Below are 25,247 nucleotides of genomic sequence, written 5' to 3' on the forward strand. Positions count from 1 at the left end.
CGTGAGCTCCGAGTTAAGCCGCCGTGACTTCCTGCGCTACAGCGGAGCCGCGGCGTTCATCACCGCCACCCTGTCGGCCTGCAGCGGCGGGCCGGCCTCGACCGGCTCCGTGGGCGCGGGCTCCAACAGGGACCTGATCACCGCGGTCATCGGCTACGGCAACGACCAGAGCTGGGACCCGACGCAGACGGCCTCGGCCTTCGCGATGGCCGGGATCAGCCACGTCTACGAGGGGCTGCTCGACACCGACCCCATCACGCGGGAGCCGTACCCGGCCCTGGCGACGGCGCTGCCGGCCGACCTCAACGCGACGTCGTGGAAGTTCACCCTGCGCGACGGCGCCAAGTGGCACGACGGGCAGCCCGTCACCGCCGACGACGTGGTCTTCACCTTCCAGCGCATCCTCGACCCGCAGGCCAACGTTCTCACGGGCAACTTCTTCAAGGCCTGGCTGCAGGAGGTCAAGAAGGTCGACGACAAGACCGTCGAGCTGGTCTTCAAGTTCCCCTTCCCCGACGCGGCGCCCCGCCTGACCATCGCCAAGATCATGCCCAAGCACGTCTTCAGCCAGCCCGGCGCCTGGGACCAGGCCAAGACCGGCAAGGCGGTCGGCTCGGGGCCGTACAAGCAGGTGCAGCACAACCCCAAGTCCAACACCGCGTTCGAGGCGTTCGACGGCTACAACGGCCCGCGCCCGGCCACGGTCAAGAAGATGAACTGGCTGACGATCGTGGACGCCTCCGCCAGAGTGGCCAAGATCTCCGGTTCCAGCGCCGAGGCGCAGATCGCCGACAACATCCCCTACGCCAACGTCGACCAGCTCAAGCAGCAGGGCCTGACCGTCGAGGGCGGCAAGGGCATGAACCACATGTTCCTGATGTTCAACACCGGCGCCAAGCCCTTCGACGACGTGCGCGTACGGCAGGCCCTGCACCACGCCATCGACAAGCAGAAGATGATCGACGTGGCGCTCAAGGGCCACGGGACGGCCGCCAGCTCCTTCCTCAACGAGGGCCATCCGGACTACAAGCGCGCCTCGGTCGTCTACGACTACGACCCGGACAAGGCCAAGGCGCTGCTCAAGGAGGCCGGGGTCAGCAACCTGACGATCAACCTGATGGCCGTCAACGTCAGCTGGATCGCCGACTGCCTGCCCACGATCGCCGCCTCCTGGGAGGCCATCGGGATCAAGACCACGCTGGAGCCGCAGGACACCGCGGCCCTGTTCGCCAAGATGGACCAGGGGCAGGACTACCAGGTCGTCGCCGCCGCCTCCAACCCCAACCAGTTCGGCATGGACGCCGACCTGATCCTGCACTACAACTACGTGCCCGGCGGCGTGTGGATGAAGTACACCCACTGGGCGGACTCCAAGGACGCCAAGGCCCTGTTCGCCATGATGGACGAGGCCACCCAAGAGCCGGACAAGGCCGCCAAAGCCGAAAAAATCCGGAAATACATTGACGTCATCGCCGAGAACGCCGTGCTCTACCCGGTGGTGCACAACGAGCTGATGACCGCCTGGGACCCGAAGAAGCTGTCCGGCATCCGCGCCCAGCCCTATCCGGGCATCAACCTGCTGCAGGCCAAGCGGACGTGATCGTCGTAGCGAGGATGCTGCTGCGGCGCGTCCTGATCCTCGTTCCGCTGCTGCTCGGCGTCGTCGCGTTCGTGTTCGTAGTGATGCGCTTCTCCGGCGTCAAGCCGGAGTACGCCTACTTCCAGGGCGCGAACCCGACCGCCGAGCAGATCCACCAGTTCCAGGTGGAGAACGGCCTGCTGGACCCGCTGCCGATCAGGTACGTCCGCTTCGTGGCCGACCTGGCACGCGGCGATATGGGCACCAGCGTGCTCACCAAGAAGCCGGTGCTGGAGTCGGTCACCACGGCGTTGCCGCTGACGCTGCAGCTGACGTTCCTCGGCCTACTGGTGGCGGTCGTGCTCGCGCTGGTGTTCGGCGTGGTCGCGGCGCTGTTCCGCGACCGCTGGCCGGACCAGGTGATCAGGATGGTGTCGTTGATCGGCGTGGCCGCTCCGGCGTTCTGGCTGGCGCTGCTGATGATCCAGTGGCTGGCCGTGGGCGCGGGGATCTTCCCGACCGGCGGCTACATCAATCCGGCCGACTCGCTGTCCGGCTGGCTGCGGTCGCTGACCCTGCCGGCGCTGTCGCTGTCGCTGCCTGTCGCGGCGCAGCTGACCAGGATCGTGCGCACCTCGATGGTCGAGGAGCTCGACCGCGACTACGTGCGTACCGCGATCGGCAGCGGGCTGCCGCCGGTCGTGGTCGTCGGGCGGAACGTGCTGCGCAACGCGCTGATCAACCCGCTGACCGTGCTGGGGCTGCGCGTTGGATACCTGATCGGGGGCGCGGTGGTGATCGAGACGATCTACGGGCTGCCCGGGATGGGGCAGCTCATGATCAATGCGGTGCGTGACGGGGATCCGGCGGTCGTGCAGGGCGTGGTGCTGACGATCGCGGTGGGCTTCATGGTGGTGAACCTGGTGGTGGACATCCTCTATCTGCTGATAAATCCGCGTTTGAGGAGTGCGGCATGAGGCCGGAACTCACCGAGCGCCTCGCCGTCCCCGGCATGCGGTTCCGCAGGCTCAAGCTCGGCTCGTGGATCTGCCTCGCCCTGGTGGCCCTCGTGGTCCTGGCCGCGATCCTGGCACCGTGGATCGCGCCGCATTCGCCGTACTACCAGGAGATCTCCGGCGGAGGGCCGAGCGCCGGGCACTGGATGGGGCTCGACAGCGCCAACCGCGACATCCTGTCCAGGCTCCTGTACGGCGCGCGGTGGTCGCTCATCATCGGCCTGGGCGCGACCGGGCTCGCCCTCGTGGCGGGCGCGGTGATCGGCGCCCTGGCCGCCACGTCCCGCAGGGGCGTGGACGAGACCGTCATGCGGGTCCTCGACGTGATCATGGCCTTCCCCGGGATCGCGCTGGCCGCCGTGCTCGTCGCGGTGTTCGGGGGCAGCATCCCGGTGCTGGTCATGGCCATGGCCTTCCTCTACATGCCGTCCGTGGCGCGGGTCGTGCGGGCCAACGTGCTGGCCCAGTACGGCGAGGACTACGTCGCCGCCGAGCGCGTCATCGGCGCCAGGACCCCGCACATCCTGCTGCGCCACGTGGCCGTCAACTGCGCCGCGCCCGTGCTGGTGTTCTGCACGGTCATGGTGGCCGACGCGATCGTGTTCGAGGCGTCGCTGTCGTTCATCGGCGCCGGGGTGCGGCCGCCGAACCCGTCCTGGGGCAGCGTCATCGCCGACGGCAAGAACATGGTGCTGCTCGGCGGCTGGTGGGCCACGGTCTTCCCCGGCCTGCTCATCCTGATCACGGTGCTGGCGCTGAACATCCTGTCCGAGGGCGTCTCCGACGCCTGGGCGGCACCCGCCAGGCGCGAGCGCGCCGGTGCCGCGCCGTCCACAGGCCCAGGGCTCCACCGCACAGGGACGGTGACGCAGCTGCCGGGGATCGAGGAGGCGGCGCGGCGGCTGGCCGAGCGCGCCCGGCCGATCCCCGAAGGCGAGCCCGTGCTCGCCGTGGAGAACCTGAGGATCGGGTTCGAGGCCGGGGTCGACGTCGTGGACGGGATCTCGTTCGAGGTGCGGCCGGGCGAGGTGCTCGGCCTGGTCGGCGAGTCCGGCTGCGGCAAGTCGCTGACCGCGTTGACGATCATGGGTCTGCAACCGCGCGACGCCCGCGTCTCCGGCCACGTCCGCTTCGACCACAAGGAACTCATCGCCCTGCCACGCCGCGCCAGGCGCAGGCTGCTCGGCCACGAGATGGCGATGATCTACCAGGACGCCCTGTCCTCGCTGAACCCGGCGATGACGATCCGCGCCCAGCTCAAGCAGGTCTGCCGCCGCAGCGGCAGCCGTACCCCCGCCGAGCTGCTCGAGCTCGTCGGGCTCGACGCGGCCCGGACGCTCAGGTCCTATCCGCACGAGCTGTCGGGCGGGCAGCGGCAGCGGGTGCTCATCGCGATGGCGCTCTCGCGCGACCCCAGGCTGATCGTCGCCGACGAGCCCACCACGGCGCTGGACGTCACCGTCCAGGCGCAGGTCATCGAGCTGCTGCTGCGGCTGCGCGAGGAGCTGGGATTCGCGCTGATCCTCGTCTCGCACGACCTCGCGCTGGTCGCCGACGTCACCGACCGCGTGGTCGTGATGTACGGCGGGCAGATCGTCGAGACCGGAGCCACCGCCACCCTGGTCGGCGCCCCCGCCCACCACTACGCCCGCGGGCTGCTCGGCTCGGTGCTGTCGCTGGAGTCGGGGGCCGAGCGGCTCACCCAGATCCCCGGCGTGGTCCCGGCCCCGGCCGACTTCCCCGCCGGGTGCCGCTTCGCCGACCGCTGCCCGATGGCCACCGAGATCTGCCACACCACCACCCCACACCTGGAGGGCGACGTGCGCACCCACGCCTACGCCTGCCACCACCCCGCGCTCGTGGGGAGTGAGCAGCATGCTTGAGCTGCGTGACGTGCACGTGGTGCACAAGGCGCGCACCGGCGGGCTGTTCTCCCGCGACCGGGTCCACGCCCTGACCGGGGCGGACCTGACGGTCGTCAGGGGCGAGACCGTCGGGGTGGTGGGCGAGTCGGGGTGCGGGAAGTCCACGCTGGCCCGGGTGATGGTGGGGCTGCAACGGCCCGCCGAGGGGACCGTCCTGCTCAAGGGACAGGACCTGTGGGCGGGTTCCGACGCGCGGCGGCGCGATCTCGTCGGGTCGAGCGTCGGGATGGTCTTCCAGGACCCGTCCACGGCGCTGAACCGGCGGCTGCCGATCAGGAGGATCCTGCGGGACCCGCTCGACGTCCACCGGCGCGGGACCCCCGCCCAGCGTGAGGAGCGGGTCAGGGAGCTGCTCGGTCTGGTCGGCCTGCCGGCCGGTGTGGCGGGGCTGCTGCCGGGCCAGTTGTCCGGCGGGCAGCGGCAGCGAGTGGCCGTGGCCAGGGCGCTCGCGCTCGAGCCCGAGCTGCTCGTGGCCGACGAGCCGACCAGCGCGCTGGACGTCTCCGTCAGGGCGCAGATACTGAACCTGCTGCTCGATCTCAAGGAGCGGCTGGGGCTGGCGCTGGTGTTCGTCTCGCACGACATCCAGACCGTCAGGCGGATGAGCGACCGGGTGGTCACCATGTACCTGGGCAGGATCGTCGAGCAGGCGCCCGCCGGCGACGTGCCGCTGGGCGCGCGCCATCCCTACACCCGGGCGCTGTTCTCCGCCACGCCCGGACTGATCTCACCCATCAACCCCATCCCGCTGGTGGGGCAGGTGCCCTCGGCGACCAGGCCGCCGTCCGGCTGCCCGTTCCGCACCCGGTGCTGGCGGGCCGACGGGATGTGCGAGACCGCCTGGCCCGCCGTACAGCGGGACGACCGGCACCTCTACCACTGCCATCACCCTGTGGCGGCAGGAGCGACCGACCTCGAACTGATCCAGGAGAGACCCGTATGAATGGCGTGATCCCGCCGGTGTGCACCCCGATGACCCCGGATGGCGAGGTGGACGCCGCCTCGCTCGTCCGGCTGGTCGACCACCTGCTGGCGGGTGGGGTGGACGCGCTGTTCGTGCTGGGGTCGTCGTCGGAGGTCGCCTATTTGACGGACGCGCAGCGGGCGGTCGTGCTCGACACCGTGGCCGGGCACGTGGCCGGGCAGGTGCCGGTGCTGGCGGGGGTGATCGACATGACGACGCCGCGGATGCTGGAGCACGCGGCGGTCGCTCGCGCCAAGGGCGCGGACGCGCTGGTGGCGACCGCGCCGTTCTACACGCGGACGCACCCGGTGGAGATCCGCACCCATTTCAGGATTCTTGCTGGAAAGTCGGGATTACCGGTCTATGCCTATGACCTGCCGGTGTCCGTACACACCAAGCTGACTGCCGACCTGCTGCTCGAGCTGGCCTCCGAGGGGGTGCTGGCCGGGGTCAAGGATTCCAGCGGCGACGACGGCGGACTGCGCGAGGTGATCCTGCGCAGGCAGGCCGGGTTCAGCGTGCTGACCGGGTCGGAGGTGACCGTCGACGCGGCGCTGTGGATGGGCGCCGACGGGGTGGTGCCCGGGCTCGGCAACGTCGACCCTTCCGGATACGTCAGCCTCTATCGGGCGGCGCGCCAGGGCGACTGGGAGGCGGCCAGGGCCGAGCAGGAACGGCTGGTCCGCCTCTTCGAGATCGTCCGCGTCGGCGGGCGGCGCATGGGCGGCAGCTCGTCCGGGCTCGGCGCGTTCAAGGCCGCACTGCACCTGCGCGGCGTCATCGACCATCCCACCACCGCGCTTCCCCAGGTCCCGCTCGACGCCGACGAGATCGGCCGGGTCGGCAAGCTCCTGGCCGCCGCGGGTCTGCTCTAACGCGCTCTGATGGAGCCCGCGAGCTGCGCGACGTCCTCCGCACCGTCCTCGATCAGCTTGGCCGCCAGGTCCGAAAGGGCCCGTCCCGCGGCCAGCTCGTCCCCGATGCCGGGCACCGGCCTGTCGGTCGGGTTGCGTCGCGCGTAAGCGACGCTCTCGTGCCGCCTGGCACCGGAGGCGAAAAGGGTCGCCGTCGCCGTCGTGACGGCGTCCTCGTCGTCCTCGGTGATCGAGATCTCTATGGTCCACTGCTTGCTCTGCATCGCGACCATCTCCTCACCTCCAGGGTCTCTCGGCACGGCCCCCGGGGGAAGACCTACGGGTCGTCGTGAAAGCGCAGGTCCTCGCGGTCGAGCCGGCGCTGCAACCGGCGCCGGTTCGACTCGCCGATCTCGCCGTCGGCGTACATCCGCTCCAGCATCGCGCTCTGGATGAACAGCACCTCCCGCCGCACCTGCACGGTGTCGGGGTCGTCGTCCTCCAGCTCCAGCTGGTCACGCACCTTCTTCAGTACGGCCGGCGGCGTCGACTCCAGGTCCTCCAGCTCGTCCAGGTAGGCCTGGGCGCGCTCCGACAGGCGCTCGGCCGCCCGCCGGTACTCCTCCTCCGAGTCGCCCGGCGTGATCGCCAGCCCCGACAGCCGCACCAGCGGCGCCAGCGTGAACCCCTGCACGATCAGCGAGATGACGATCACGCCCGTCGCCAGCACCATGAGCAGCGACCGGTGCGGCAACGGCCGGCCGTCGTCGGTGAGCAGCGGGATCGACAGCGTCGCCGCCAGCGGCACCACCCCGCGCGTCCCCGCCCACGACACCACGGCCGGCACCTGCCACGAGGGCCGCAGCCTGCGGTGCAGGATCGCGCTCAGCGGGAACATCCACGCCACCCTGACCAGGATGAGCACCGTCGCGATGGCCAGGACGGCGGGCAGCCACGACTGCTCGTCGGCCGCCAGTTGGCGGATCTGCGAGGGCAGCTGCAGCCCGATCAGGCTGAAGACCACGCTCTCCAGCAGGAAGATCACCGTGCCGTAGACGGCCGACAGATGCAGGCGGATGCCGGAGTTCGTCAGCGCGTGCTGCCGGATGCCGAGGATCACCGCCGCGACCACCACGGCCGTGACGCCCGAGGCGCCGACGGACTCGGCCAGGACGTAGGCCGTGTAGGGCGTCACCAGGGCGATCACGCTTTCGAGCACGGGGTCCTCGGTGCGCCGCCGTACGAACGAGACGCCGATCGCGACGACGGTGCCCACCAGGGCGCCGCCGCCCGCCAGCAGCGCGAAGTCGGCCGCGACGCCTGTCCAGCCGAGCACGCCGCCCGCGACCGCGGCGCTGACCGCGATGCGGAACAGGATCAGGCTGGTCGCGTCGTTGAACAGGCTCTCGGCCTGCAGCAGCGTCTGCAGCCTCGGCGGCAGCGCGAGCCGGCGCCCGAGCGCCGTCACGGCCACCGGGTCCGTGCTGGAGAGCACGGCGCCGAGCAGGAACCCCAGCGCCAGCGGCAGCGGCGTCAGCCACGTCGTCACGAAGCCCACGGCCGCCGCCGACACCACCACCAGCCCCACCGCGAGCAGCGTCACCGGCCGCCACACCTGTTTCAGCTCGGGCCAGGACAGCTCCTCGCCGGCGGCGTAGATGAGCGGCGGCAGCACGACCAGGCTCACGATCTCGGGAGTCACCTGGATGGCGCCGCTGAACGGCAGCAATCCGACGATCAGCCCCGCCACCACCAGCAGCGACGGAGCCGGAACGCTGATGCGGTCGGCGAACGTGGCCACCACGGTGGCCAGGGCAACCAGGAAAAGGACGACCTGAACGCTGTGCACCGAACATCCAAGGTTGATTGAAAATCAATCGGTGGCGCTCACCCTGTTTGCGTGAGTACCGACACCAAGCCTGCCATCTGGGAGATGGTGGTCGTCCATCGCGCCTTCCGCAGGGAGTTCAAGCTCGCTCCGCGGCTCATCGCCCAGGTCGCGCCGGGGAACCGGGCCAGGGCCGAGGTGCTGGCCGACTACCTGACGGAGCTGCTGACCGGCCTGCACCACCACCACACAGGCGAGGACAAACTGCTCTGGCCGCTGCTGCTCGAGCGGGTCACCCTCGAGGCCGACCTCGTCCACACCATGGAGGCCCAGCACGAGAAGGTCGGCACGTGCATCGCCGAGCTGGAGGAAGTGCTGCCCGCCTGGCGCGCCGAGGCCGACGCCGAGCGCCGCGACCGGATCGTGAGCAGCCTGACGCTGCTGAACGACGAGCTCGTCGCCCACCTCGACCAGGAGGAGGAGCGCATCCTGCCGCTGGTCGCCCAGCACCTCAGTGTGGCGGAATGGGACGCGCTCTCGGAGTACGGGCGCTCGCACCTGTCGAAGGACCGGCTGCTGATCCAGCTCGGATCCCTGCTCGAGGACGCCACGCCCGCCGAGCGGGACGCCTTCCTGACCCTGCTGCCGCCGGCCGCCCGGGTGCTGTGGAGGCTCGTGGGGCAGCGGCAGTACCGCAAGGAGTGCGCGAGGATTCGCGGCATAACTTTTGCCCGATCCTGAGCGTCAAATCCAGCATGAAGAAGTTCCAGATCGCCGCGCTCACGGCCGGGCTCCTGCTGGCGGGCGGCGCGGCCCCCGCCCTGGCGCAGGAGTCCGCCTCGGTCCACCGCTGCGGCACCGCCCAGCTGCAGGTCAAGCTGGGCCGCGTGGACGCGGGCGCGGGCAACCGCAACGCGCCGCTGGTGTTCACCAACCGGTCAGGCACGACCTGCACCCTGTACGGCTACCCCGGCCTCATCATGATCGACAAGCAGGGGGACGCCCTGCGCACCCGCGCCCGCCGCGAGCCGGGACCCAGGCACACCGTCACCCTCAAGCCCGGCAAGTCGGCCTCGGCCATGGTGCACTGGACGGTCATCCAGGTGGGCTCGGAAACCACCTGCCCGGCGCCGTACCGCCTCATGGTGATCCCGCCGGACGAGACGGCGCACCGCGAGATCCCCTTCGACATCGGCCAGGTCTGCGACACCGGCCGCCTGGACATCCAGCCCATCAAATAGGTCAGCGGTGGACGCCGTCGCCTGCGGGGGTGAGGAGGGCCAGGTCGGGGCGGCGGGGGAGGCTTTCCCAGTCGCCCTGGGAGGTGACGGCGAAGGCGCCTGCCGCGCACGCTGTTCGCAGGCGTTGGTCGGGGGTGGCGCCTGCGAGCCAGTCCGCGAGCCAGCCTGCCGCGAAGGCGTCGCCGGCGCCGACCGGGTCGACCTCCGTGACGGGGAACGCGGAGGCCTGCCGTACCTGGTCGTCGGAGAGTTCGAGGGCGCCGTCGGCGCCGAACTTGAGGAGCACGTGGCGGGGGCCGAGCGACGAGAGGGTCTTGGCCAGCTCCAGGGGGTCGGTGACGTCAGCGATCAGCTGGGCCTCGGGCACCGTGGCGAACAGGATGTCCACCTGGCCGATCGTGTCGCGGAGCCAGGCGCCCGCCTCCTCGGGGGACCACAGGGCCTTGCGGTAGTTGACGTCCAGCGACACCGGCACTCCGGCGGCACGGGCGGTCTGTACGGCATGCCGTACGGCATCGCGAGCCTGGGCGGAAAGGGCCGGGGTGATCGCGGAGACGTGCAGGATCCGGGCTGAGCCGATGAGGTCGGGATCCAGGTCGGCGGGGGAGAGGCGGGATCCGGCGCTGCCCGCGCGGTAGTAGCGGACCGCGATGAGGTCGGCCGTCCGGCGGCCCTTGATCATCAGGCCGGTCGGGGCGTCGGGGTCGGGGATGGCGTGGGCCCGCACGCCCTCGCCCAGCAGCGTGGCGCGCACCAGGTCACCGAACTCGTCGGCGCCGACGCGGCCGATCCAGGTGGCCTGGTGGCCCAGGCGGGTGACGCCGATCGCGACGTTCGACTCCGCGCCGCCGACGCCCAGGTCGAAGTCGCGGGCGAAGCGCAGGGGGCCGGTGCGGCGCGCGGCGAACAGCGCCATCGTCTCGCCGAAGGTCACCAGATCGGTCACGCGGGTAAATTACGGCACAAGACGCATCACTGTCATCCGCGCCGATGAGTTTTCCGGCGCCAGGCGGTCTTCCCCATCGCAAACAGCGCCGACCTGCTGACGTTCGGTATGGGGATCGGGCGGCTCGGCTAGCCGCGCGAGGGGCGGTCGTGCACGGCGACCTCGTGCCGGTCGCGCGGGGCGAGGAAGTCGAGCAGCAGCCTGGCCTCCGCCTCGACGGCGTCCAGGTCGGCGATCGGCTCCCACTGGTGGATGTGCAGCGTGGAGGTGCCCTTGGCCCGCGACACGGTCCAGTCGCCGGCGGTGAAACCGTCCACCAGGATCGCGCGCGGCATGACATTTGTGCCCATAAATCCGGACAAGGCGGTGAAGCCGGTGGGTGTGATCACCCGCGTCCTGTCCGCGTGTGACAGGAAGAGGTTGTCGAAGTCGTACATCAGCCGGACCGGCGCGGGAACGTCCCCGGAGGGCCGCGGCGCGTCCGGCAGGTCGTAGTAGGTGGCCCCGCCGGCGTCGCGGAAGCGCACCAGATCCATGGCCTCCATCACCTCGGCCAGCCGCGTGAGCCCCGACCAGGTCTGCACGTCCTTGACCGTGGCGGGCCCGAACGCCCCCAGGTACCGGGCCACCAGCTCGGCCGGCGTCATGGCGGGCACCGAGAACCCCAGCCAGGACTCCGCCGAGGTGTGCGCCACCGGCCCCGACCTGCCCCACAGCCCCCGCGGCGGCACCTGGACCAGCGGCACCAGCCACCGGACCCCCTGGCCGAGCGCGTGCGGGTCGTTGCCCGGCCAGCGCTCGGCCAGTGCCTTGCCCAGGTCGGCGAAGGTCATCGGCCGCTCCTCGAGCAGCAAGCGCCCGAGCGCGGCCAGCTCGTCCAGGTCGACCCCGTCCAGCCGCCTGCCGAACGTGCTGCGCGTCATCCGCTCGGTCACGATCTGCACCAGCGGCCGCATCGCCAGGCAGTCGCGGCCGCTGACCAGGTGGATCGTGGACCGCTGCAGGGCGATGCGGACCACCCCGCGCGAGGCGAGCAGGTCGGCCGCGTCGGCCGCCCGGAACTCCTCGATCCTGTTCCACAGGCCGGTGTACCAGGTGTGCGGCGTCTGCGCCTGCAGGCCCCCGAGGTGTTCGACGACCTCGAGCACGCTCCTGGAGGTACGGCGGAGCAGCAGCTGCCGCTCCAGGGTGGCGCGGTTCAGCTCGCGGAGGGTGAGGACGGGATCCATGGCCCTACCGTAGGGGCTATCGCGGCCTGGTTCTGGCCGCGATGCCTCAGGACTGCTTGAACGGGAGCTCCGCCGTCAGCCAGGAGATCAGCGCGCTGGGGTTCCTGGTCTGGGTGAGCACCCGGCCGGGTCCGGTGAAGTCGAAGACCAGGCCCTCGCCCGACTTGAGCGACTGGATGGTCTTGCCCTCGACCGCCCTGCGCAGGTTGCTGCGCACCGTCTCGTCGTAGGCCACCAGGTGGCCGGTGTCGACCACGATCGTCTCGCCGGGGGCGAGCTCGATCCAGTCGAGCGCGCCGTAGCAGCCCAGGATCACCTCGCCATCGCCCTCGGCCCTGATCAGGAAACCGCCCTCGCCGCCGATGAGGTTGGACATGCCACCCCACTTGGTGACGATCTCCACCCCGTCGGAGGAGGCGATCCACGACCCTCTGGTCAGCAGGAGCGCCCGCTCGTGCTGGACAGGCGCCGAGACCACGTCGCCCGGCAGGTGGTGCGCCACGTCCACCCAGCCGCCGCCCTGCGGCGCGGTGTAACGGGTGGTGAACAGCGACTCGCCGCCCAGCGCGGAGCGCGCCAGCCCGCGCAGCAGCCCGCCCTCCATCTTGGCCTGCAGCTGCACCCCGGCGCTCGTCGCGCTCATCGCGCCCGACTCGACGCGGACGCTCTCGCCGCCCGCCAGGTGGCACCGGGCCACGGCGAACGACCCGCCGTGTCTGATATCTGTCTTCATGGCCCGAGACTTCCCGACCATGGTTGACGGACTGTTGACGATCGCTTGATATGGCCTCTGACCTGCACGTAAACGTTTCGTATACGCATCGTTGAGTGGTCGGCGGCACTGTTCTCCCCGTCCAATGGGGAAAGTTTTTGGGGGGACGGAAACATGCGTTTCGGTGTGCTCGGAAGTATGGAGGCATGGCGCGAGGACGCCAGGGTCGAGGTGGGCACCCCGCGCAACAGGGCGGTGCTGGCCCGGCTGCTGCTGTCGCGCGGCAAGGTGATCCCGCTCGACCGGCTGATCGACGACCTGTGGCAGGGCGAGGCGCCGCCGCAGGCGCTGTCCTCGCTGCGCACGTTCGTCTGCCAGCTGCGCCGGGTGCTCGAGCCGCGGGCCGAGGGGCGCACCGCCCCCAGCGTGCTGGTCACCGAGCCGGGCGGCTACGTGCTGCGCGTGGGCGACGACGAGGTGGACTCCGGCCGGTTCGAGCGGCTGTTCCGCCAGGCGGCCGAGGGGCGTGATCCCGCGACGGCGCTGCGGCTGCTCGACGAGGCGCTCGGGCTGTGGCGCGGGCCCGCCTACGTGGAGTTCGCGGGCACGCTGTGGGCCGAGGGGGAGATCGCCCGGCTGGAGGAGCTGCGGATGACGGCGGTGGAACACCGCCTGGACGCGCTGCTGTCGCTGGGCAGGCACGCCGAGGCCGTGCCCGAGCTGGAGGTACACGCCCGCGCCCACCCGATGCGCGAGGAGGGGTGGCGGCTGCTCGCGCTGGGCCTGTACCGGTCGGCGCGCCAGGGCGACGCGCTCGGCGCGCTGCGGCAGGCCCGCAGCTACCTGGCCGAGGAGCTCGGCGTGGATCCGGGCCCCGAACTGCGCCGCCTCGAGGCCGACATCCTCTCGCAGACCGCCTCGCTCGACCTGCCCAGGGCGGTGGAGACGCCGCGGGTCGCACGGCCGGTGGAGGAGCCGCAGGCCCTGGTCCGCTGCCTGGGGCGCGACGAGCTGCTCTCCGTGACAGGCGCCGCGCTGGCCGGCGCCGAGGCGGGCACAGGCCGCAGCGTGGTCTTCGAGGGCGCGCCCGGCTCGGGACGCACGCAGCTGCTGCGCGCCGCGGAGGCGCTCGCCCAGGTGCGCGGCTTCCGGGTGGCGCACGCCCGCACGCATCCGCTCGAACAGGACCTCCCGTACGGCGTGGCCAGGCAGGTCTTCGAGCCCATCCTCTGCGCGATGCCCGAGGCCGAGCGGAACCAGTTGCTGAGCGGCGTGGCCGCCCCCGCCGCGGCCGCCGTCTGGGACAACGCCGTCGCGGGCCCCGGCGCCACGCATGCCCTGTACTGGCTGGCCGTACGGCTGGCGGAGCGGGGCCCGCTGCTCATCGCCGTGGACGACCTGCAGTGGTGCGACCCCGAGTCGTTGCGCTGGCTGGCCTACCTGGTGCGGCGCAGCCAGCGCGTCCCCGTCGTGGTGGCGGCGACCAGGGCGACCGGCGTGGCCGGTCCTGAGGCGCTCGACGAGCTGTGCTCCCTGCTCGGCCCCGTCAAGCTCGGCAGCCCGCCCAGACAGGCGGTCGAGACGCTGGCCGCGGAACTGCTCGGCGGGGCGCAGGATCCCGGGCTGATCGAGGGCGCGCTGCGGCTCACCGGCGGCAACGCGTTCCTGCTGACCGAGTACCTGGCCGCCGGCGACCGCCAGGACGGCTGCCCGGCGAGCATCACCCGGTGGACGGCCGACTGGCTGCGCAAGGCGGGCACGGGCGCGGTACGGGCGGCCAAGGCGGTGGCGCTGCTCGACGGGCCCGCCGAGCCCGCCGCGATCGCCGAGGCGGCAGGGATGGAGCTCGACGAGCTGGCCGCGGCCCTGCGCACGCTCGTGGAGCTGGGCTTCCTGGCCGAGGACGCGCCGGTCCGCTTCACCCAACCGGTGCTGCGCCAGGCCGTGCTCGCCGACCTGCCGCAGAACGTGCGGTGGCTGGTCAGGACGGGGGCCGGCGCCACCGTGTAAGGGCTGGCGTACGGTGGCAGCATCGTGCTGACCTTCCGGGTGCTCGGACCGCTCGCCGCTCATCTCGACGGCGAGCCCGTCGTGCTCGGCAGGCCCAGGCAGCGCTCGGTGCTGGGCCGGCTGTTGGCCGCCGGAGGCCAGGTGGTGCCCGTCGACCGGCTCATCGACGACCTGTACGCCGACGAGGTGCCGCCCAAGGCGCTGGCCGCGGTCCAGTCGTACGTCTCCAACCTGCGCAGGGCGCTCGAGCCCGGCAGGTCGCCGCGCTCGCCCGCCGAGGTGCTGGTCACCCGGCCGCCGGGATACGCGCTCGACCTGCGGGCCGAGGCGGTGGACGCCTGGCGGTTCGAGAGCCTGGTGCGCGACCCCGCCGCCGGGCCCGAACGGCTGGCCGAGGCGCTCGCGCTCTGGCACGGGCCCGCCTACCAGGAGTTCGCCGGGTTCCACTGGGCCGACGCCGAGGCAGGGCGGCTGGAGGAGCTGCGGCTCTCGACGATGGAGCGGCACGCCGCGGTGGTGATCGGCCACGGTGGGGCGGCGGTGGCCGTACCGGATCTGGAGCGGCTGGTCGGCGAGCATCCGTTACGCGAGGGCGCGTGGGCGCTGCTGGCCAGGGCGCTGTACCGGGCGGGACGGCAGGGCGAGGCGCTGGGCGCGATCCGGCGGGCGCGGGCGCACCTGGCCGAGGAGCTGGGCGTGGATCCCGGGCCCGAGCTGCGCAGGCTGGAGGAGGACATCCTCGCTCAGGCCGCCCATCTCAGCGAGGTCGCGCCGCCCGCGGCGCCGCCCGCGCGGGTGGTGGCCGCCGCGTCGCCGTACGTGGGGCGGCGGGACGAGCTGGAGTCGGTGCTGGCCAAGGGCGGCGGCGTGGTGCTGGTCGCGGGGGAGCCGGGGGCGGGCAAGACCGCGCTGCTGGAGCAGGTGCGCGCCCGGCTCGGCGAGCAGGGCCGGGCGGCCGGCTGGGGACGCTGCCCCGAGTACGAGGGGGCGCCGGCCGGATGGGCGTGGGCGGAGCTGCTGCGCGAGCTGGCGGCGCGCTTCCCGCCCGCTGACCCGGACGCGCTCGCGCCGCTGCTGCTCGACACGGCCACCGGAGGTGACAGGTTCCGGCTGCACCGGGCCGTGGCCGCGTTCGTGGCCGAGGTCGCGGCCAGGCAGCCGCTGCTGCTCGTCCTCGACGACCTGCACAGGGCCGACGCGGAGACGCTGGCCATCCTCACCCACGTGATCGCCGAGGCGCCGGGCCCGCTGGTCGTGGCCGCCTACCGGCACACCGAGCCGAACGAGCGGCTGGCCGAGGCGCTGGCCGCGATAGCCGCCCACGAGCCGCTCCGGCTGAGCCTGGACGGGCTGTCCAGGGCCGAGGTGGGCGAGCTGATCAGCCTCACGGCGGGCCGTCCCGCCCCCGAGCCGACCGTGGCCGAGATCGCCGAGCGGACCGGCGGCAACCCGTTCTTCGTCAAGGAGATCGCCCGGCTGCTCGACGCCGAGGGCATCGGCGCGATCCCCGACGGGGTGCGCGACGTGCTGCGGCGCAGGGTGGCCAGGCTGCCCGCGACCGCCCAGACGATCCTGCGCCAGAGCGCGGTGATCGGCCGCGAGAGCGACGTGGACGTGCTGACCTCGGTCAGCGGCGCCGACGAGGAGACCGTGCTGGAGGCCATCGAGTCAGGCCTGGTCACCGGGCTGCTCACCGAGCCCGTGCCGGGCAGGCTGCGCTTCGCGCACGTGCTGATCCGCGACACGCTCTACGACGACCTGTCCCGCATCCGCCGCGCCCGGCTGCACGCCAGGGCGGCCAGGGCCATCGAAGAGCACCGGCCCGCCGACGTGGCCGCGCTCGCCCACCACCACCTGGCCGCGGGCGACCAGCCGGCCAAGGCCGTGCACTACTGCGGGCTCGCCGCCCGGCAGGCGGAGTCCCGCTTCGCCCACGACGAGGCCGCCGCGCTCTGGCGGGCGGCGCTCGACCGCTTCGACGGCGACCCGCGCGAGCGGCTCGAGCTCACGCTGTCCATGGTGGCCGCGCTGGCCAACGCCGGGCGCCTGGTGGAGGCGCGCACGCACAGGGAGCGCGCGGTGCGCCAGGCGCTGCCGCTCGGCGACCCCGAGCTGCTGTCCCGGGTGATCGTCTCCTTCGAGGTGCCCACGTTCTGGAGCAGCAGGGAGTACGGCAGGCCCGACACCGACCTGCTGGCCGCCGTGGAGACCGGGCTGGCCGCGCTGCCCGGGTCCGACAGCAGGGCCCGCTGCGGGCTGCTGACCACGCTCGGCTTCGAGCTGGAAGGGGAGGTGACCGAGCGCGGCTACCAGGCCTCCCGCGAGGCCGTGGCGATGGCCCGCCGCCTGGGCGACGGGGACCTGCTCGTGCTCGCGCTCAACGGCCGCTTCCACCAGACCTTCCGCTACGACGGGCTGGCCGAGCGCGAGGAGATCGGGACGGAGCTGCTGGGACTGTCCGAGTCGGACGTCACCGTGGAGGTGCTGTCGCGGCTCATGCTCATGCAGGCGGCCACCGGCCGGGCCGACTTCGCCGCGGCCGACGCGCACGCCGCCAGGGCCAGGCAACTGGCCGAACGGTACGACCTGGCGCTGCCCGTGGCCGTCGTCGGCTTCTACGAGGGGCTGCGCGCCGCGCTCGACGGCGACGACGCCGCGGCCGAGCGCGGGCTGCGGGAGGCGGCCGAGCGGGCCAGACGGCTGGGCATGTGGGAGCACGAGCGCGGCCTGCTCGCCCTGGCCCTGTACGGCATCCGCCTGATGCGCGGGGACGTGGGCTCGATGGTGCCCGAGCTGGAGCAGCTGGCCGGCTACGAGCGCTGGCGCGAGCAGCTGTCCGAGCTGTACGCGCTGGCGCTGTGCCACGCCGGCAGGGCGGACGAGGCGCGGGCGTGGATCGCCGCCGATCCCGAGCCGGTCAGGCGCGACTACTTCTGGCACGTGCTCACCGCCGTGCGCGGCCTGCTCGGGATCGCCGTCGGCGACCGGGCCAGGGCCGAAGCCGCCTACCACGACCTGCTGCCGTACTCGGCCCAGCCGATCGGCGGCACCGGTTACCTGGCCGTCTGGCCCACCGCCCAGGTCCTCGGCGACCTGGCCGCCCACCTGGGCCTCCCGGCGGGCGACCACTACAGGCAGGCGCTGGACATCGCCGAGCGGGCGGGCGTCGAGCCGTGGGCGGAGGCGGCGCGGCGGCGGCTCGCTCAGCCGAACACCAGCCGCTCGCGCCGCGCGTAACCACCCCTGGTCGCCGCCAGGAGCACCCGGAACGGCCAGCCGGCCCCGGCCAGCAGCCGCTCGATCTCCTCCCGGGTGGCGTAGCGGTCGAGCCATGGCGCGGTGAACGCCAGCTCCGGCAGCGTGGCGCGCTTGGCCACCTGCTTCTCGACCCAGGCGTAGGCCGCGTACGGAACGAAGCGGTGGACGATCGGGAACAGGTCCCGCTCCTCCTCGGCGATGTGCTCCTCCAGCAGCTCGAGCAGGCTCGCCAGCAACCCGCCGAGCTCCTTCTGGTCGCCGTGCAACGCCCGGCGGCAGGCCTCGAGCGCGGGCGCCAGCAGTTCGTGGTCGTCGGTGAACGGGCTCAGGTCGACCGCCTGGCCTGCCGTACGCTCGATGAGCGGCCACAGCAGCTCGTCCTCGTTGATGTGATGGTGGTCGATCTCCACCAGCATCGAGGCCGTGTACCTGCGCAGCGCCGCCTGCCGCTCGTGGCCGACCGCCGCACCCGACAGCAGCTCGGTGAGCCGCCGCAGGTCGCCGAGCATCGCCCGGTGGATGACGTACATCGAGGTGAGGTCGGGCTCCGGCTCGCCGGTGCGGCGGGGAGCGACTGCGGGGATCTGTACGGTGCTCATGCCGCCAGCATGAGCGGCGCCTCTTTCCACCCTCTGGTCGCCGACTTGTCGGGGTTAGACGCCCGATGGACGAGCACGTTTATCTCCCGTCAACCAGGCATCGACATGCCCACTCCATCCTCTCTTCTCATGAGTTATCAGCCTTTTTCGCCAGAACAGGCTTATGTCCCCCCGATGCCGCCCGCCCAAACCCCTCCGCCTCCGCCGATGGAGCCCGAGGAGCCGAAGGGGTCGGAGCGCGGCCGCGTCCTCGAGCTCGTCGAGAAGGTGAGCTCGTTCGCGGTGCCGCTCGCGGTGGGCCTGTACGCGATGCTCTACATCGGCTACCAGGACGTGTACGAGGTCTTCGGCATCACGCCCGAGCAGGCAGGCCTGGAGCAGGCCACGGTCTTCGCCCGGCTGCTGAGCACCCTGGTCCAGGTCTTCCTGTGGCTGCTGCCCTGCGTCGGGTTCGTCGTCGGGGTCGGCTGGCTGATCAACAAGGTGACCCGCGGCGCGGCCGGGCGGATGATCAACACGCTCAGGGAGCTCCCCTGGGTCGCGGCCACCTTCGCGGCCCTGCTGTCGGCGGCGGGCTACTGGGCGTACTTCGTGGTCAACGGCGCCCCGGACCTGGACGCGAACACGGCGCTGCTCCTGGCCGCGATCGTGGCCCTCTTCGGCCTGTTCATCCCCTACCGGATGATGCGGCGCACCTCGACGGGCCGCGCCGGCACCAAGGTGCTGACCGGCGTGCTCGTTGGCATGGGACTGGGCTTCTTCCTCAACATCATGATGGTGCAAGGAGCCCACGACATCTACGTCAACGGCAACGGCAACGAGTTCCTCAAGATCGTGGGCTTCAAGAACCAGTGGGCCACCGTCCACGACGGCGACAACAAGCCCGTGCTCAAGGACGACGACAGGGCGCTGGTCCTGGGCGAGATGGAGGGCGCCTACGTCCTGTACAACTGCGGCACCCAGGAGACCGTCCGGCGGCCCGTCGAGGCCACCCTGCTCGGGCAGATCGAGCTCGACCCCGACTTCAGCAACGGCGGCAAGGACAAGGTCGAGCCGTGCGGCTACGCCACGGAGGAGGGGCAGTAGCCATGTCCAGGGAGCGACTGAGGTACTGGTTCGACAACACCATGTCGAAGGGCACGCCCGCCCTCATCGGCTGGCTGGCGGTGGCCTCGGCGATCCTCGTCGTGATCGTCACCGCGCTGGCCGCGCCCTTCGCCGGCGGCAACGGCCCCTGGTACAAGGTCGCCTGGATGAGCCTCCTGCGCACGCTCGATCCCGGCACCATGGGCGGAGACGAGGGCAGGCCGTTCTTCATCTTCATGATGCTGGTCGTCACGATCGGCGGCATCTTCATCGTCAGCACCCTGGTCGGCGTGCTGACCGCGGGCGTGGAGGCCAAGCTCGACAGCCTGCGCAAGGGCAGGTCCAGGGTGGTCGAGCGGGGGCACACGGTCGTGCTCGGCTGGTCGGAGGAGGTCTTCGCGATCGTCTCCGAGCTGGTCAAGGCCAAGGAGAGCGAGGCACGCCCGGTGATCGCGATCCTGGCCGACAGGGACAAGCTCGAGATGGAGGAGGACCTGCGCGGCAGGCTGGGCGACACCGGCAAGACCCGGGTCGTGTGCCGCTCGGGGGACCCCTCGGAGCCGTCCGCGCTCGACCTGGTCAGCCCGGGCGACGCGCACGCGGTGCTGGTGCTGCCCACCGACGACGCCGAGCTGGTCAAGACGCTGCTGGCGCTCGGCAACCGTGACTGGCCCAAGGGGCCGCCGCCGGTCGTGGCGGCGGTCAGCGACAGCGACAACCTGGCCGCGGCGCGCCTGGCCGGCGGGCTGAACGTGGAGGTCGTCGACTCCCAGGACGTGGCCGCAAGGCTGGTGGTCCAGTCGTGCCGCCAGGTGGGGCTGTCGGCCGTCTACAGCGACCTGCTCGACTTCGACGGCGACGAGATCTACATGCAATCCGAGCCCGCCCTCACCGGCCGCATGTACGGCGAGGTGCTGTTCGCCTACGACAGCGCGGCCCCCATCGGGCTGCGGCTCAACGACGGCCGTGTGGTGGTCAACCCGCCAAGCTCCACCGTGATCGAGGTCGGCGACCAGCTCCTGCTCATCGCCCCCGACGACTCGGCGATCCGCCTGGCCGCCACCCCTCCCCGGGTCCTGCCCGAGGCCATCAGCCAGGCCGTGGACCGGCCCGCGGTGCCGACCAGGACGCTGGTGCTCGGCGACAACTCGCGCAGGCCCCGGATCCTGCGCGACCTGGGCAACTACCTGCTGCCCGGCTCGGAGATCCATCTGGCGGGACCGGAGGCGCAGGACGTGCCGCTCCCGCCGGGCGTGCTCGTGTCGGCCAAGGAGATCGACACCACCAGCAGGACCGCGCTGGAGTCGCTCGGCATCGGCGGCTACGACCACGCGATCGTGCTGTCCGACGACGGCTACGAGCCGCAGAAGGCCGACGCCCGCACGATCGTGACCCTGCTGCACCTGCGCGACATGAATACCGGCTGCGCGATCGTCAGCGAGATGAACGACGAGCGCAACCGCAGGCTCGCCCAGATCGCCCAGGCCGACGACTTCGTGGTCGGCGGCAAGCTCGTCAGCCTGCTGCTCACCCAGCTGGCCGAGAACCGCTTCCTGGGCCAGGTCTTCGAGACGCTGTTCTCGCCCCACGGCTCCGAGATCTACCTCAAGCCCGCCGAGAACTACCTGATCCCCGGCGCCACCGCCACGTTCGCCACCGTGGTCGAGGCGGCCAGGCGGCGTGGCGAGACCGCGATCGGCTTCCGGCAGGCCGCGCAGTCCGGCACGCCGCCCGAGTACGGCGTCCACCTCAACCCCGACAAGTCGGCCGACCTGACCTTCGGGCCCGGCGACAAGGTCATCGTCCTCGCGGAGAGCTGATGACAGACGATCTGAGGTTCTCGCTGCTCGGCCCGATCCGCGCCTGGCGCGGCGAGCAGGAGCTCGAGCTGGGCTCGCCGCAGCAGCGCCTGGTGCTGGCGGCGCTCGTCCTGGCCGGGGGCAGGACCGTCGGCCAGGACCAGCTGATCGACGCCGTCTGGGGCGAGGCCCAGCCGCGCACCGCCCTCAGCACGCTGCGCACCTACGTCTCCAGGCTGCGCGGGGTGCTCGGCGGGTCCGCGCTGCTGTCGGTGGGCGACGGCTACGCGCTGGCCGCGGGCGAGTCTGACCTGGCGCTGATGGAGCGGCTGTGCGCCGAGGACAGGCACGCCGAGGCGCTGGAGCTGTGGCGCGGCGAACCCCTGGCAGGCGTGGACAGCCTCTACGTCCAGGCGCAGCGCGCCCGCCTGGCCGAGCGGCGGGCCGCCCTGCTCGAGCGCAGGCTGGAGGCCGACGTCGAGGAGGGCAGGCACGTCGAGGTCGTCTCCGAGCTGAGCGCCCTCTGCTCCGAGCACCCCACCAGGGAGCGGCTGCGCGGCCTGCTCATGCTCGCGCTCTACCGGTCGGGACGGCAGGCCGAGGCGATCGGCGTCTACACCGACACCAGGCGGCTGCTGGCCGACGAACTGGGCGTGGACCCCTCGCCCGAGCTGGCCGAGCTCTACCAGCGGATCATCAGCGCGGACCCGACCTTGGGCGCCAAGCTGCCGGCCGCCGCCAAGGTGACCCACGTGCCCAGGCAGCTGCCCGCCGACGTGGCCGACTTCACCGGCAGGGAACGCGAGATCGGCGAGATGACCGCCGCGCTGCGCTCAGGGGAGTCCTCGGCGCTGGTCATCTCCGCGATGGCGGGCGTCGGCGGGGTGGGCAAGACCACGCTGGCCGTGCACGTCGCGCACCGGCTCGTGCCCGACTTCCCCGACGGGCAGCTCTTCGTCGACCTGCGCGGGTCGGGACCGCAGCCCGCCGACCCCGGCACGGTGCTCGCCTCGTTCCTGCGCGCGCTCGGCGTCGAGGAGGCCCCCGAGGAGCAGGCGGAACGCGCCGCGCTCTACCGGTCGGTGCTGGCCGAGCGGCGGGTGCTCGTGGTGCTCGACAACGCCGCCGGGGTGGGGCAGCTGCGGCCGCTGCTGCCCGGGTCTGCGTGCTGCGCCGTCCTGGTCACCAGCAGGAACCGGCTCATCGGGCTGACCGGGGCACGCCAGGTGGACCTGGAGGTGATGGGCCCCGTCGAGGCGCTGCGGCTGTTCTCCAGGATCGTGGGGGAGGAACGCGTCCAGGCAGAGCGGGGCGCGGCCATGGACCTGGTCGCCGCCTGCGGGTTCCTGCCGCTGGCCATCAGGATCGCCGCCGCGCGGCTGGCCGCCCGTCCCGGCTGGAGCATCGCGCTGATGCGCGACAGGCTCGCCGACGAGCGGCGCAGGCTGGCCGAGCTGCGCGCGGGCGACCTGGCCATCGAGGCCACCTTCGCGCTGGGCTACGACCAGCTCGACCGCGACCACGCCCGCGCCTTCCGGCTGCTGTCGGTGCCGGACGCGCCCCTGCTGTCGCTCACCGCCGCGGCCGCGCTGCTCGACCTGTCCGAGGCGGAGGCGGAGGAGGTGTGCGAGGCGCTCGTCGACGCCAGCATGCTGGAGTCACCCTCGCCCGGCCGCTACCGCTACCACGACCTGCTCAAGATCTACGCCCGCTCCCGCCTGGACCGCCCGGACGAGCAGGTCCCCGCCCTGGCCAGGCTCCTCGACTTCTACCTGGCCGGCACCGCCACCGCCTTCCGCCTGGTGTTCGTGGGCGACCCGCGCGCCGACAGGATCGCGACCAGCGCGGCAGGCCTGTCGTTCGCCGGCGAGGACGAGGCCGTGGAGTGGGCCCACGACGAGGAGCAGGGCATCCTCGGCTGCCTGGCGCAGGCCGCCGACACGCCCGGCACGCCGCTGCGCCAGGCGGTGGACCTGTTCGACCTGGCCAGCGACGTGCTCGGCGTCGAGAGCGACCCGTCCCGCTACGAGCGGCTCGGCGACCTGCTCGTGGACGCGGCGGCCCGGCGCGAGCCCGGGCTCGAGGCGCGCACGCGCGTGCTGCGCGGCCAGATCCGCGTCGGCCGCAGCGTGCTCGAGGGCGCCACCGAGGACGGCCTGGCCGCCAGGGACCTCAGCCTGGCCGCGGCCGACCTCGTCGGCTACGCCGACGCGCTGAACCTGCTCGCGCTCTGCGCCCAGTCGGGCCGTCGCCACGAGGAGGCGCTGGAGTGGTTCGCCCAGGCCATCGAGGTGTGGCGGTCGCTCGACGCCGGGGCCGACCTGGCCACCGGACTGGGCAACATGTCCCGTTCCCTGGTCCGGCTCGGCAGGGCGGAGGAGGCGATCGCCACCGCCCAGGAGGCGGACGCCGTCTCCTTCCAGGTCGAGGGCAGGCGCAGCCCCGACGCCGCCTACCAGCTGGGCATCGTTCTCGGCGAGGCAGGACGGCCGGACGAGGCGATCCCCACGCTCGACGGCGCGCTGGCCGACTACCGGCGGACCAAGCAGCGCACCTGGGAAGGCGCCACGCTGTTCAGGATGGCCGAGGCCTACCTGGCCGCCGGGCGGCCGCAGCGCTCGCTCGACTGCGCGGAGGACGCGCTGGCGGTGCTGACCGAGGCGGCCGACGAGTGGGGCCAGGGCATGGCGCTGACCGTGCTCGGCCGGTCGCTGCACGAGCTGGGCCAGCCGGGCAGGGCCTCCGCCTGCCTCACGGAGGCGCTGGAGATCTTCGAGCGCTACGGCCTGCCCGAGGCCGAGGACGTCCGCGACCTGCTGGCCTCCGTCTCCACCTGAGCCAGCAGGTGCCGGATCGTCCACGCCGGCCTGGCCGCCAGCCTGGCCGCCGCCGCCCTGACCGCCCTGGGCAGGCAGCCGCACGCGGCCACGACCGCCGCCACCGCCTCGGGATCCTCGTTCACGCGCCGCTCGCCGGCGACCTTGGCGAACAGCGCGAACGCCTCCTGCGCCGGCAACGCCCCCAACTCCACCCGTACGGCAGGCACCCCCACCCGGGCACGCCCCGCCACCAGCGCTGCCCCCTGCCCGCCTGACCCGGGCAGCAGCTCCCCGGCCGCCGCCCCGTCGAGCACCACCAGCACCCGGGCCCGCGCCAGGCACTCCCGGTAGGCCGCCACCCGGCCCTCCAGCGTCCCCGGCGGCGTCCGCGAACCGAGCGCCCGCAGGAAGCACCCGAGCACGTCGAAGGGCAGCGCGTCCCCGACGTCGGCGTACAGCTGCCCGCCGGGGAACCGCCCGGCGACGGCGTGCGCCACGTGCACGGCCAGCGTGCTCTTGCCGGTCCCCGTCGCCCCGCCCACGACCACGGTCCGCCCGGGCTGGAGCGCCGCCGCCACCTCGGCCACCTCCCGCACCCGGCCGGTGAAGTCGGCGATGTCGGCGGGCAGTTGGCGGGGCACCGCGCGGGTCCTGGCGAAGGCGGGCGGCCCGGCGCGCAGGATCCCGGAGTATGCCTCGGCCAGTTCCCTGCCGGGATCGATGCCGAGCTCGTCGGCCAGCAGCCGCCTGGCCTCGCCGTACACCGCGAGGGCCTCGCTCTGCCTGCCGCACAGCGACAGCGCCCGCATCAGCAGCGCGCGCGGCCGTTCGCGCAGCGGGTGCTCCGCGCACAGCTCCGTCAGCTCCGCCACCGTCTCCCTGTGCCGCCCGCGGTCCAGGTCGATCCCGATGCGCCGCTCCAGCGCGGCGAAGCGCAGCTCCGCCAGCCGTACCCGGTGGGCCTGGGCGAAGGAGCCCGGCAGGCCGGACAGGGGCTCGCCCTGCCACAGCGCGAGCGCGCGGGCGAGCAGGTCGGCGGCGGTCCGCGGGTCGGCCCGCTCGGCGCCGGCGACGAGGCGGGCGAACTCGGCGGCGTCGAGCTCGCCGCGCACGGCGTAGCCGGCGGGCGCCGAGGGCATCGCGTCGGCGCCCAGCACGGAACGCAGCCGCGAGACGTAGGTGCGCACGGTGCCCGCGGCGGTGGCGGGCGGTTCGTCGCCCCACAGGGCGTCGATCAGCTGCGGCAGGCCCACGGGACGGCCCTCCGCCAGCAGCAGCGCGGCCAGCACGATGCGCTGCTGCGGCGAGCCGAGATCGAGCTCCGACTCGCCGCGCCATCCTCTGGCAGGGCCGAGGAGGGAGAATCGAAGCATGCGTCCCAG

19 protein-coding genes are annotated in these 25,247 nt (G+C 72.5%); 12 read left to right on the forward strand and 7 right to left on the reverse strand.

The genetic code is table 11. From position 1 onward, the window contains the following. Position 1: 1 nt before the first annotated feature. Genes KIK09_RS23430 through KIK09_RS23450 form a run of 5 tightly spaced genes read left to right on the forward strand, consistent with a single transcriptional unit; the run spans position 2 to position 6,359 of the window. Entirely contained in the window at positions 2-1,600 is a 1,599-nt protein-coding gene (locus KIK09_RS23430) for an ABC transporter substrate-binding protein (protein WP_214321409.1), read from the forward strand. Beyond that, positions 1,597-2,556 (forward strand): ABC transporter permease, encoded by a 960-nt coding sequence (locus KIK09_RS23435; RefSeq protein ID WP_308164250.1) that lies wholly within the window; start codon positions 1,597-1,599, stop codon positions 2,554-2,556. Before KIK09_RS23430 ends, KIK09_RS23435 begins: the two co-directional genes overlap by 4 nt. Beyond that, positions 2,553-4,478: a dipeptide/oligopeptide/nickel ABC transporter permease/ATP-binding protein gene (locus tag KIK09_RS23440; RefSeq protein WP_214321410.1), complete on the forward strand. Its 1,926-nt coding sequence runs from the start codon at positions 2,553-2,555 to the stop codon at positions 4,476-4,478. Before KIK09_RS23435 ends, KIK09_RS23440 begins: the two co-directional genes overlap by 4 nt. After that, positions 4,471-5,463: an ABC transporter ATP-binding protein gene (locus tag KIK09_RS23445; RefSeq protein ID WP_214321411.1), complete on the forward strand. Its 993-nt coding sequence runs from the start codon at positions 4,471-4,473 to the stop codon at positions 5,461-5,463. Before KIK09_RS23440 ends, KIK09_RS23445 begins: the two co-directional genes overlap by 8 nt. Beyond that, complete coding sequence (locus KIK09_RS23450) at positions 5,460-6,359, forward strand: dihydrodipicolinate synthase family protein (RefSeq protein ID WP_214321412.1); 900 nt, start codon at positions 5,460-5,462, stop codon at positions 6,357-6,359. The genes KIK09_RS23445 and KIK09_RS23450 overlap by 4 nt, the downstream gene beginning before the upstream one ends. Here KIK09_RS23450 and KIK09_RS23455 read toward each other — a convergent pair. Continuing rightward, positions 6,356-6,631, reverse strand: coding sequence for a dsRBD fold-containing protein (locus KIK09_RS23455; protein ID WP_250573560.1), 276 nt, complete (start codon positions 6,629-6,631; stop codon positions 6,356-6,358). The genes KIK09_RS23450 and KIK09_RS23455 overlap by 4 nt on opposite strands. Positions 6,632-6,675: 44 nt before the next feature. After that, complete coding sequence (locus tag KIK09_RS23460; protein ID WP_214321413.1) at positions 6,676-8,187, reverse strand: Na+/H+ antiporter; 1,512 nt, start codon at positions 8,185-8,187, stop codon at positions 6,676-6,678. Between the two features lie 51 nt (positions 8,188-8,238). Between KIK09_RS23460 and KIK09_RS23465 the strand changes: the two genes are divergently transcribed. Together KIK09_RS23465 and KIK09_RS23470 are read left to right on the forward strand one after the other, a co-directional pair. Continuing rightward, the gene (locus KIK09_RS23465) at positions 8,239-8,907 is read left to right on the forward strand and encodes a hemerythrin domain-containing protein (RefSeq protein ID WP_214321414.1); all 669 of its coding nucleotides are present in this window, start codon (positions 8,239-8,241) and stop codon (positions 8,905-8,907) included. A gap of 14 nt (positions 8,908-8,921) precedes the next feature. Beyond that, positions 8,922-9,407 (forward strand): DUF4232 domain-containing protein, encoded by a 486-nt coding sequence (locus tag KIK09_RS23470; protein WP_214321415.1) that lies wholly within the window; start codon positions 8,922-8,924, stop codon positions 9,405-9,407. A 1-nt stretch (position 9,408) separates the two neighbouring features. On the opposite strand, the gene KIK09_RS23475 is transcribed toward KIK09_RS23470, so the two are convergent. From KIK09_RS23475 to KIK09_RS23485, 3 genes are all read right to left on the reverse strand, one after another. Beyond that, positions 9,409-10,353 (reverse strand): sugar kinase, encoded by a 945-nt coding sequence (locus tag KIK09_RS23475; RefSeq protein WP_214321416.1) that lies wholly within the window; start codon positions 10,351-10,353, stop codon positions 9,409-9,411. A 128-nt stretch (positions 10,354-10,481) separates the two neighbouring features. Then, the gene (locus KIK09_RS23480) at positions 10,482-11,582 is read right to left on the reverse strand and encodes a winged helix DNA-binding domain-containing protein (RefSeq protein WP_214321417.1); all 1,101 of its coding nucleotides are present in this window, start codon (positions 11,580-11,582) and stop codon (positions 10,482-10,484) included. 46 nt (positions 11,583-11,628) lie between these two features. Continuing rightward, positions 11,629-12,315 carry a TIGR00266 family protein gene (locus tag KIK09_RS23485; RefSeq protein WP_214321418.1) on the reverse strand — a complete coding sequence of 229 codons (687 nt, stop codon included), beginning with the start codon at positions 12,313-12,315 and terminating at the stop codon, positions 11,629-11,631. Between the two features lie 177 nt (positions 12,316-12,492). Here KIK09_RS23485 and KIK09_RS23490 point away from each other — a divergent pair, with 177 nt between their 5' ends. Both KIK09_RS23490 and KIK09_RS23495 read left to right on the forward strand, forming a co-directional pair. After that, complete coding sequence (locus KIK09_RS23490; RefSeq protein WP_214321419.1) at positions 12,493-14,304, forward strand: ATP-binding protein; 1,812 nt, start codon at positions 12,493-12,495, stop codon at positions 14,302-14,304. A gap of 24 nt (positions 14,305-14,328) precedes the next feature. Then, a complete protein-coding gene (locus KIK09_RS23495) occupies positions 14,329-17,541 on the forward strand; it encodes an ATP-binding protein (protein ID WP_214321420.1) in 3,213 nt (1,070 codons plus the stop codon). Here the strand turns inward: KIK09_RS23495 and KIK09_RS23500 are convergent. Beyond that, positions 17,508-18,161, reverse strand: coding sequence for a hemerythrin domain-containing protein (locus KIK09_RS23500; protein ID WP_214321421.1), 654 nt, complete (start codon positions 18,159-18,161; stop codon positions 17,508-17,510). The two genes, KIK09_RS23495 and KIK09_RS23500, sit on opposite strands and share 34 nt — an antisense overlap. A 207-nt stretch (positions 18,162-18,368) precedes the next feature. On the opposite strand from KIK09_RS23500, the gene KIK09_RS23505 reads away from it, so the two are divergent. From KIK09_RS23505 to KIK09_RS23515, 3 genes are read left to right on the forward strand one after another with little or no spacing between them, the layout of a single operon-like run. Continuing rightward, a complete protein-coding gene (locus tag KIK09_RS23505) occupies positions 18,369-19,247 on the forward strand; it encodes a hypothetical protein (RefSeq protein WP_214321422.1) in 879 nt (292 codons plus the stop codon). 2 nt (positions 19,248-19,249) lie between these two features. Next, positions 19,250-21,067: a CASTOR/POLLUX-related putative ion channel gene (locus KIK09_RS23510; protein WP_214321423.1), complete on the forward strand. Its 1,818-nt coding sequence runs from the start codon at positions 19,250-19,252 to the stop codon at positions 21,065-21,067. Continuing rightward, the gene (locus tag KIK09_RS23515; RefSeq protein ID WP_214321424.1) at positions 21,067-23,883 is read left to right on the forward strand and encodes an AfsR/SARP family transcriptional regulator; all 2,817 of its coding nucleotides are present in this window, start codon (positions 21,067-21,069) and stop codon (positions 23,881-23,883) included. The genes KIK09_RS23510 and KIK09_RS23515 overlap by 1 nt, the downstream gene beginning before the upstream one ends. On the opposite strand, the gene KIK09_RS23520 is transcribed toward KIK09_RS23515, so the two are convergent. Continuing rightward, positions 23,826-25,238 (reverse strand): AfsR/SARP family transcriptional regulator, encoded by a 1,413-nt coding sequence (locus tag KIK09_RS23520; RefSeq protein WP_214321425.1) that lies wholly within the window; start codon positions 25,236-25,238, stop codon positions 23,826-23,828. The genes KIK09_RS23515 and KIK09_RS23520 overlap by 58 nt on opposite strands. Positions 25,239-25,247 lie beyond the last annotated feature (9 nt).

Origin of the sequence: Nonomuraea sediminis (assembly GCF_018531495.1) — a bacterium.
GTDB classification, from domain to species: Bacteria; Actinomycetota; Actinomycetes; order Streptosporangiales; family Streptosporangiaceae; genus Nonomuraea; species Nonomuraea sediminis.

Coding starts and splice junctions, on each gene's coding strand:
- KIK09_RS23440 (WP_214321410.1), top strand. CDS start 2,553: ATGAGGCCGGAACTCACCGAGCGCCTCGCCGTCCCCGGCATGCGGTTC.
- KIK09_RS23445 (WP_214321411.1), top strand. CDS start 4,471: ATGCTTGAGCTGCGTGACGTGCACGTGGTGCACAAGGCGCGCACCGGC.
- KIK09_RS23450 (WP_214321412.1), top strand. CDS start 5,460: ATGAATGGCGTGATCCCGCCGGTGTGCACCCCGATGACCCCGGATGGC.
- KIK09_RS23455 (WP_250573560.1), bottom strand. CDS start 6,631: ATGGTCGCGATGCAGAGCAAGCAGTGGACCATAGAGATCTCGATCACC.
- KIK09_RS23470 (WP_214321415.1), top strand. CDS start 8,922: ATGAAGAAGTTCCAGATCGCCGCGCTCACGGCCGGGCTCCTGCTGGCG.
- KIK09_RS23480 (WP_214321417.1), bottom strand. CDS start 11,582: ATGGATCCCGTCCTCACCCTCCGCGAGCTGAACCGCGCCACCCTGGAG.
- KIK09_RS23485 (WP_214321418.1), bottom strand. CDS start 12,315: ATGAAGACAGATATCAGACACGGCGGGTCGTTCGCCGTGGCCCGGTGC.
- KIK09_RS23490 (WP_214321419.1), top strand. CDS start 12,493: ATGGAGGCATGGCGCGAGGACGCCAGGGTCGAGGTGGGCACCCCGCGC.
- KIK09_RS23500 (WP_214321421.1), bottom strand. CDS start 18,161: ATGAGCACCGTACAGATCCCCGCAGTCGCTCCCCGCCGCACCGGCGAG.
- KIK09_RS23505 (WP_214321422.1), top strand. CDS start 18,369: ATGGAGCCCGAGGAGCCGAAGGGGTCGGAGCGCGGCCGCGTCCTCGAG.
- KIK09_RS23510 (WP_214321423.1), top strand. CDS start 19,250: ATGTCCAGGGAGCGACTGAGGTACTGGTTCGACAACACCATGTCGAAG.
- KIK09_RS23515 (WP_214321424.1), top strand. CDS start 21,067: ATGACAGACGATCTGAGGTTCTCGCTGCTCGGCCCGATCCGCGCCTGG.
- KIK09_RS23520 (WP_214321425.1), bottom strand. CDS start 25,238: ATGCTTCGATTCTCCCTCCTCGGCCCTGCCAGAGGATGGCGCGGCGAG.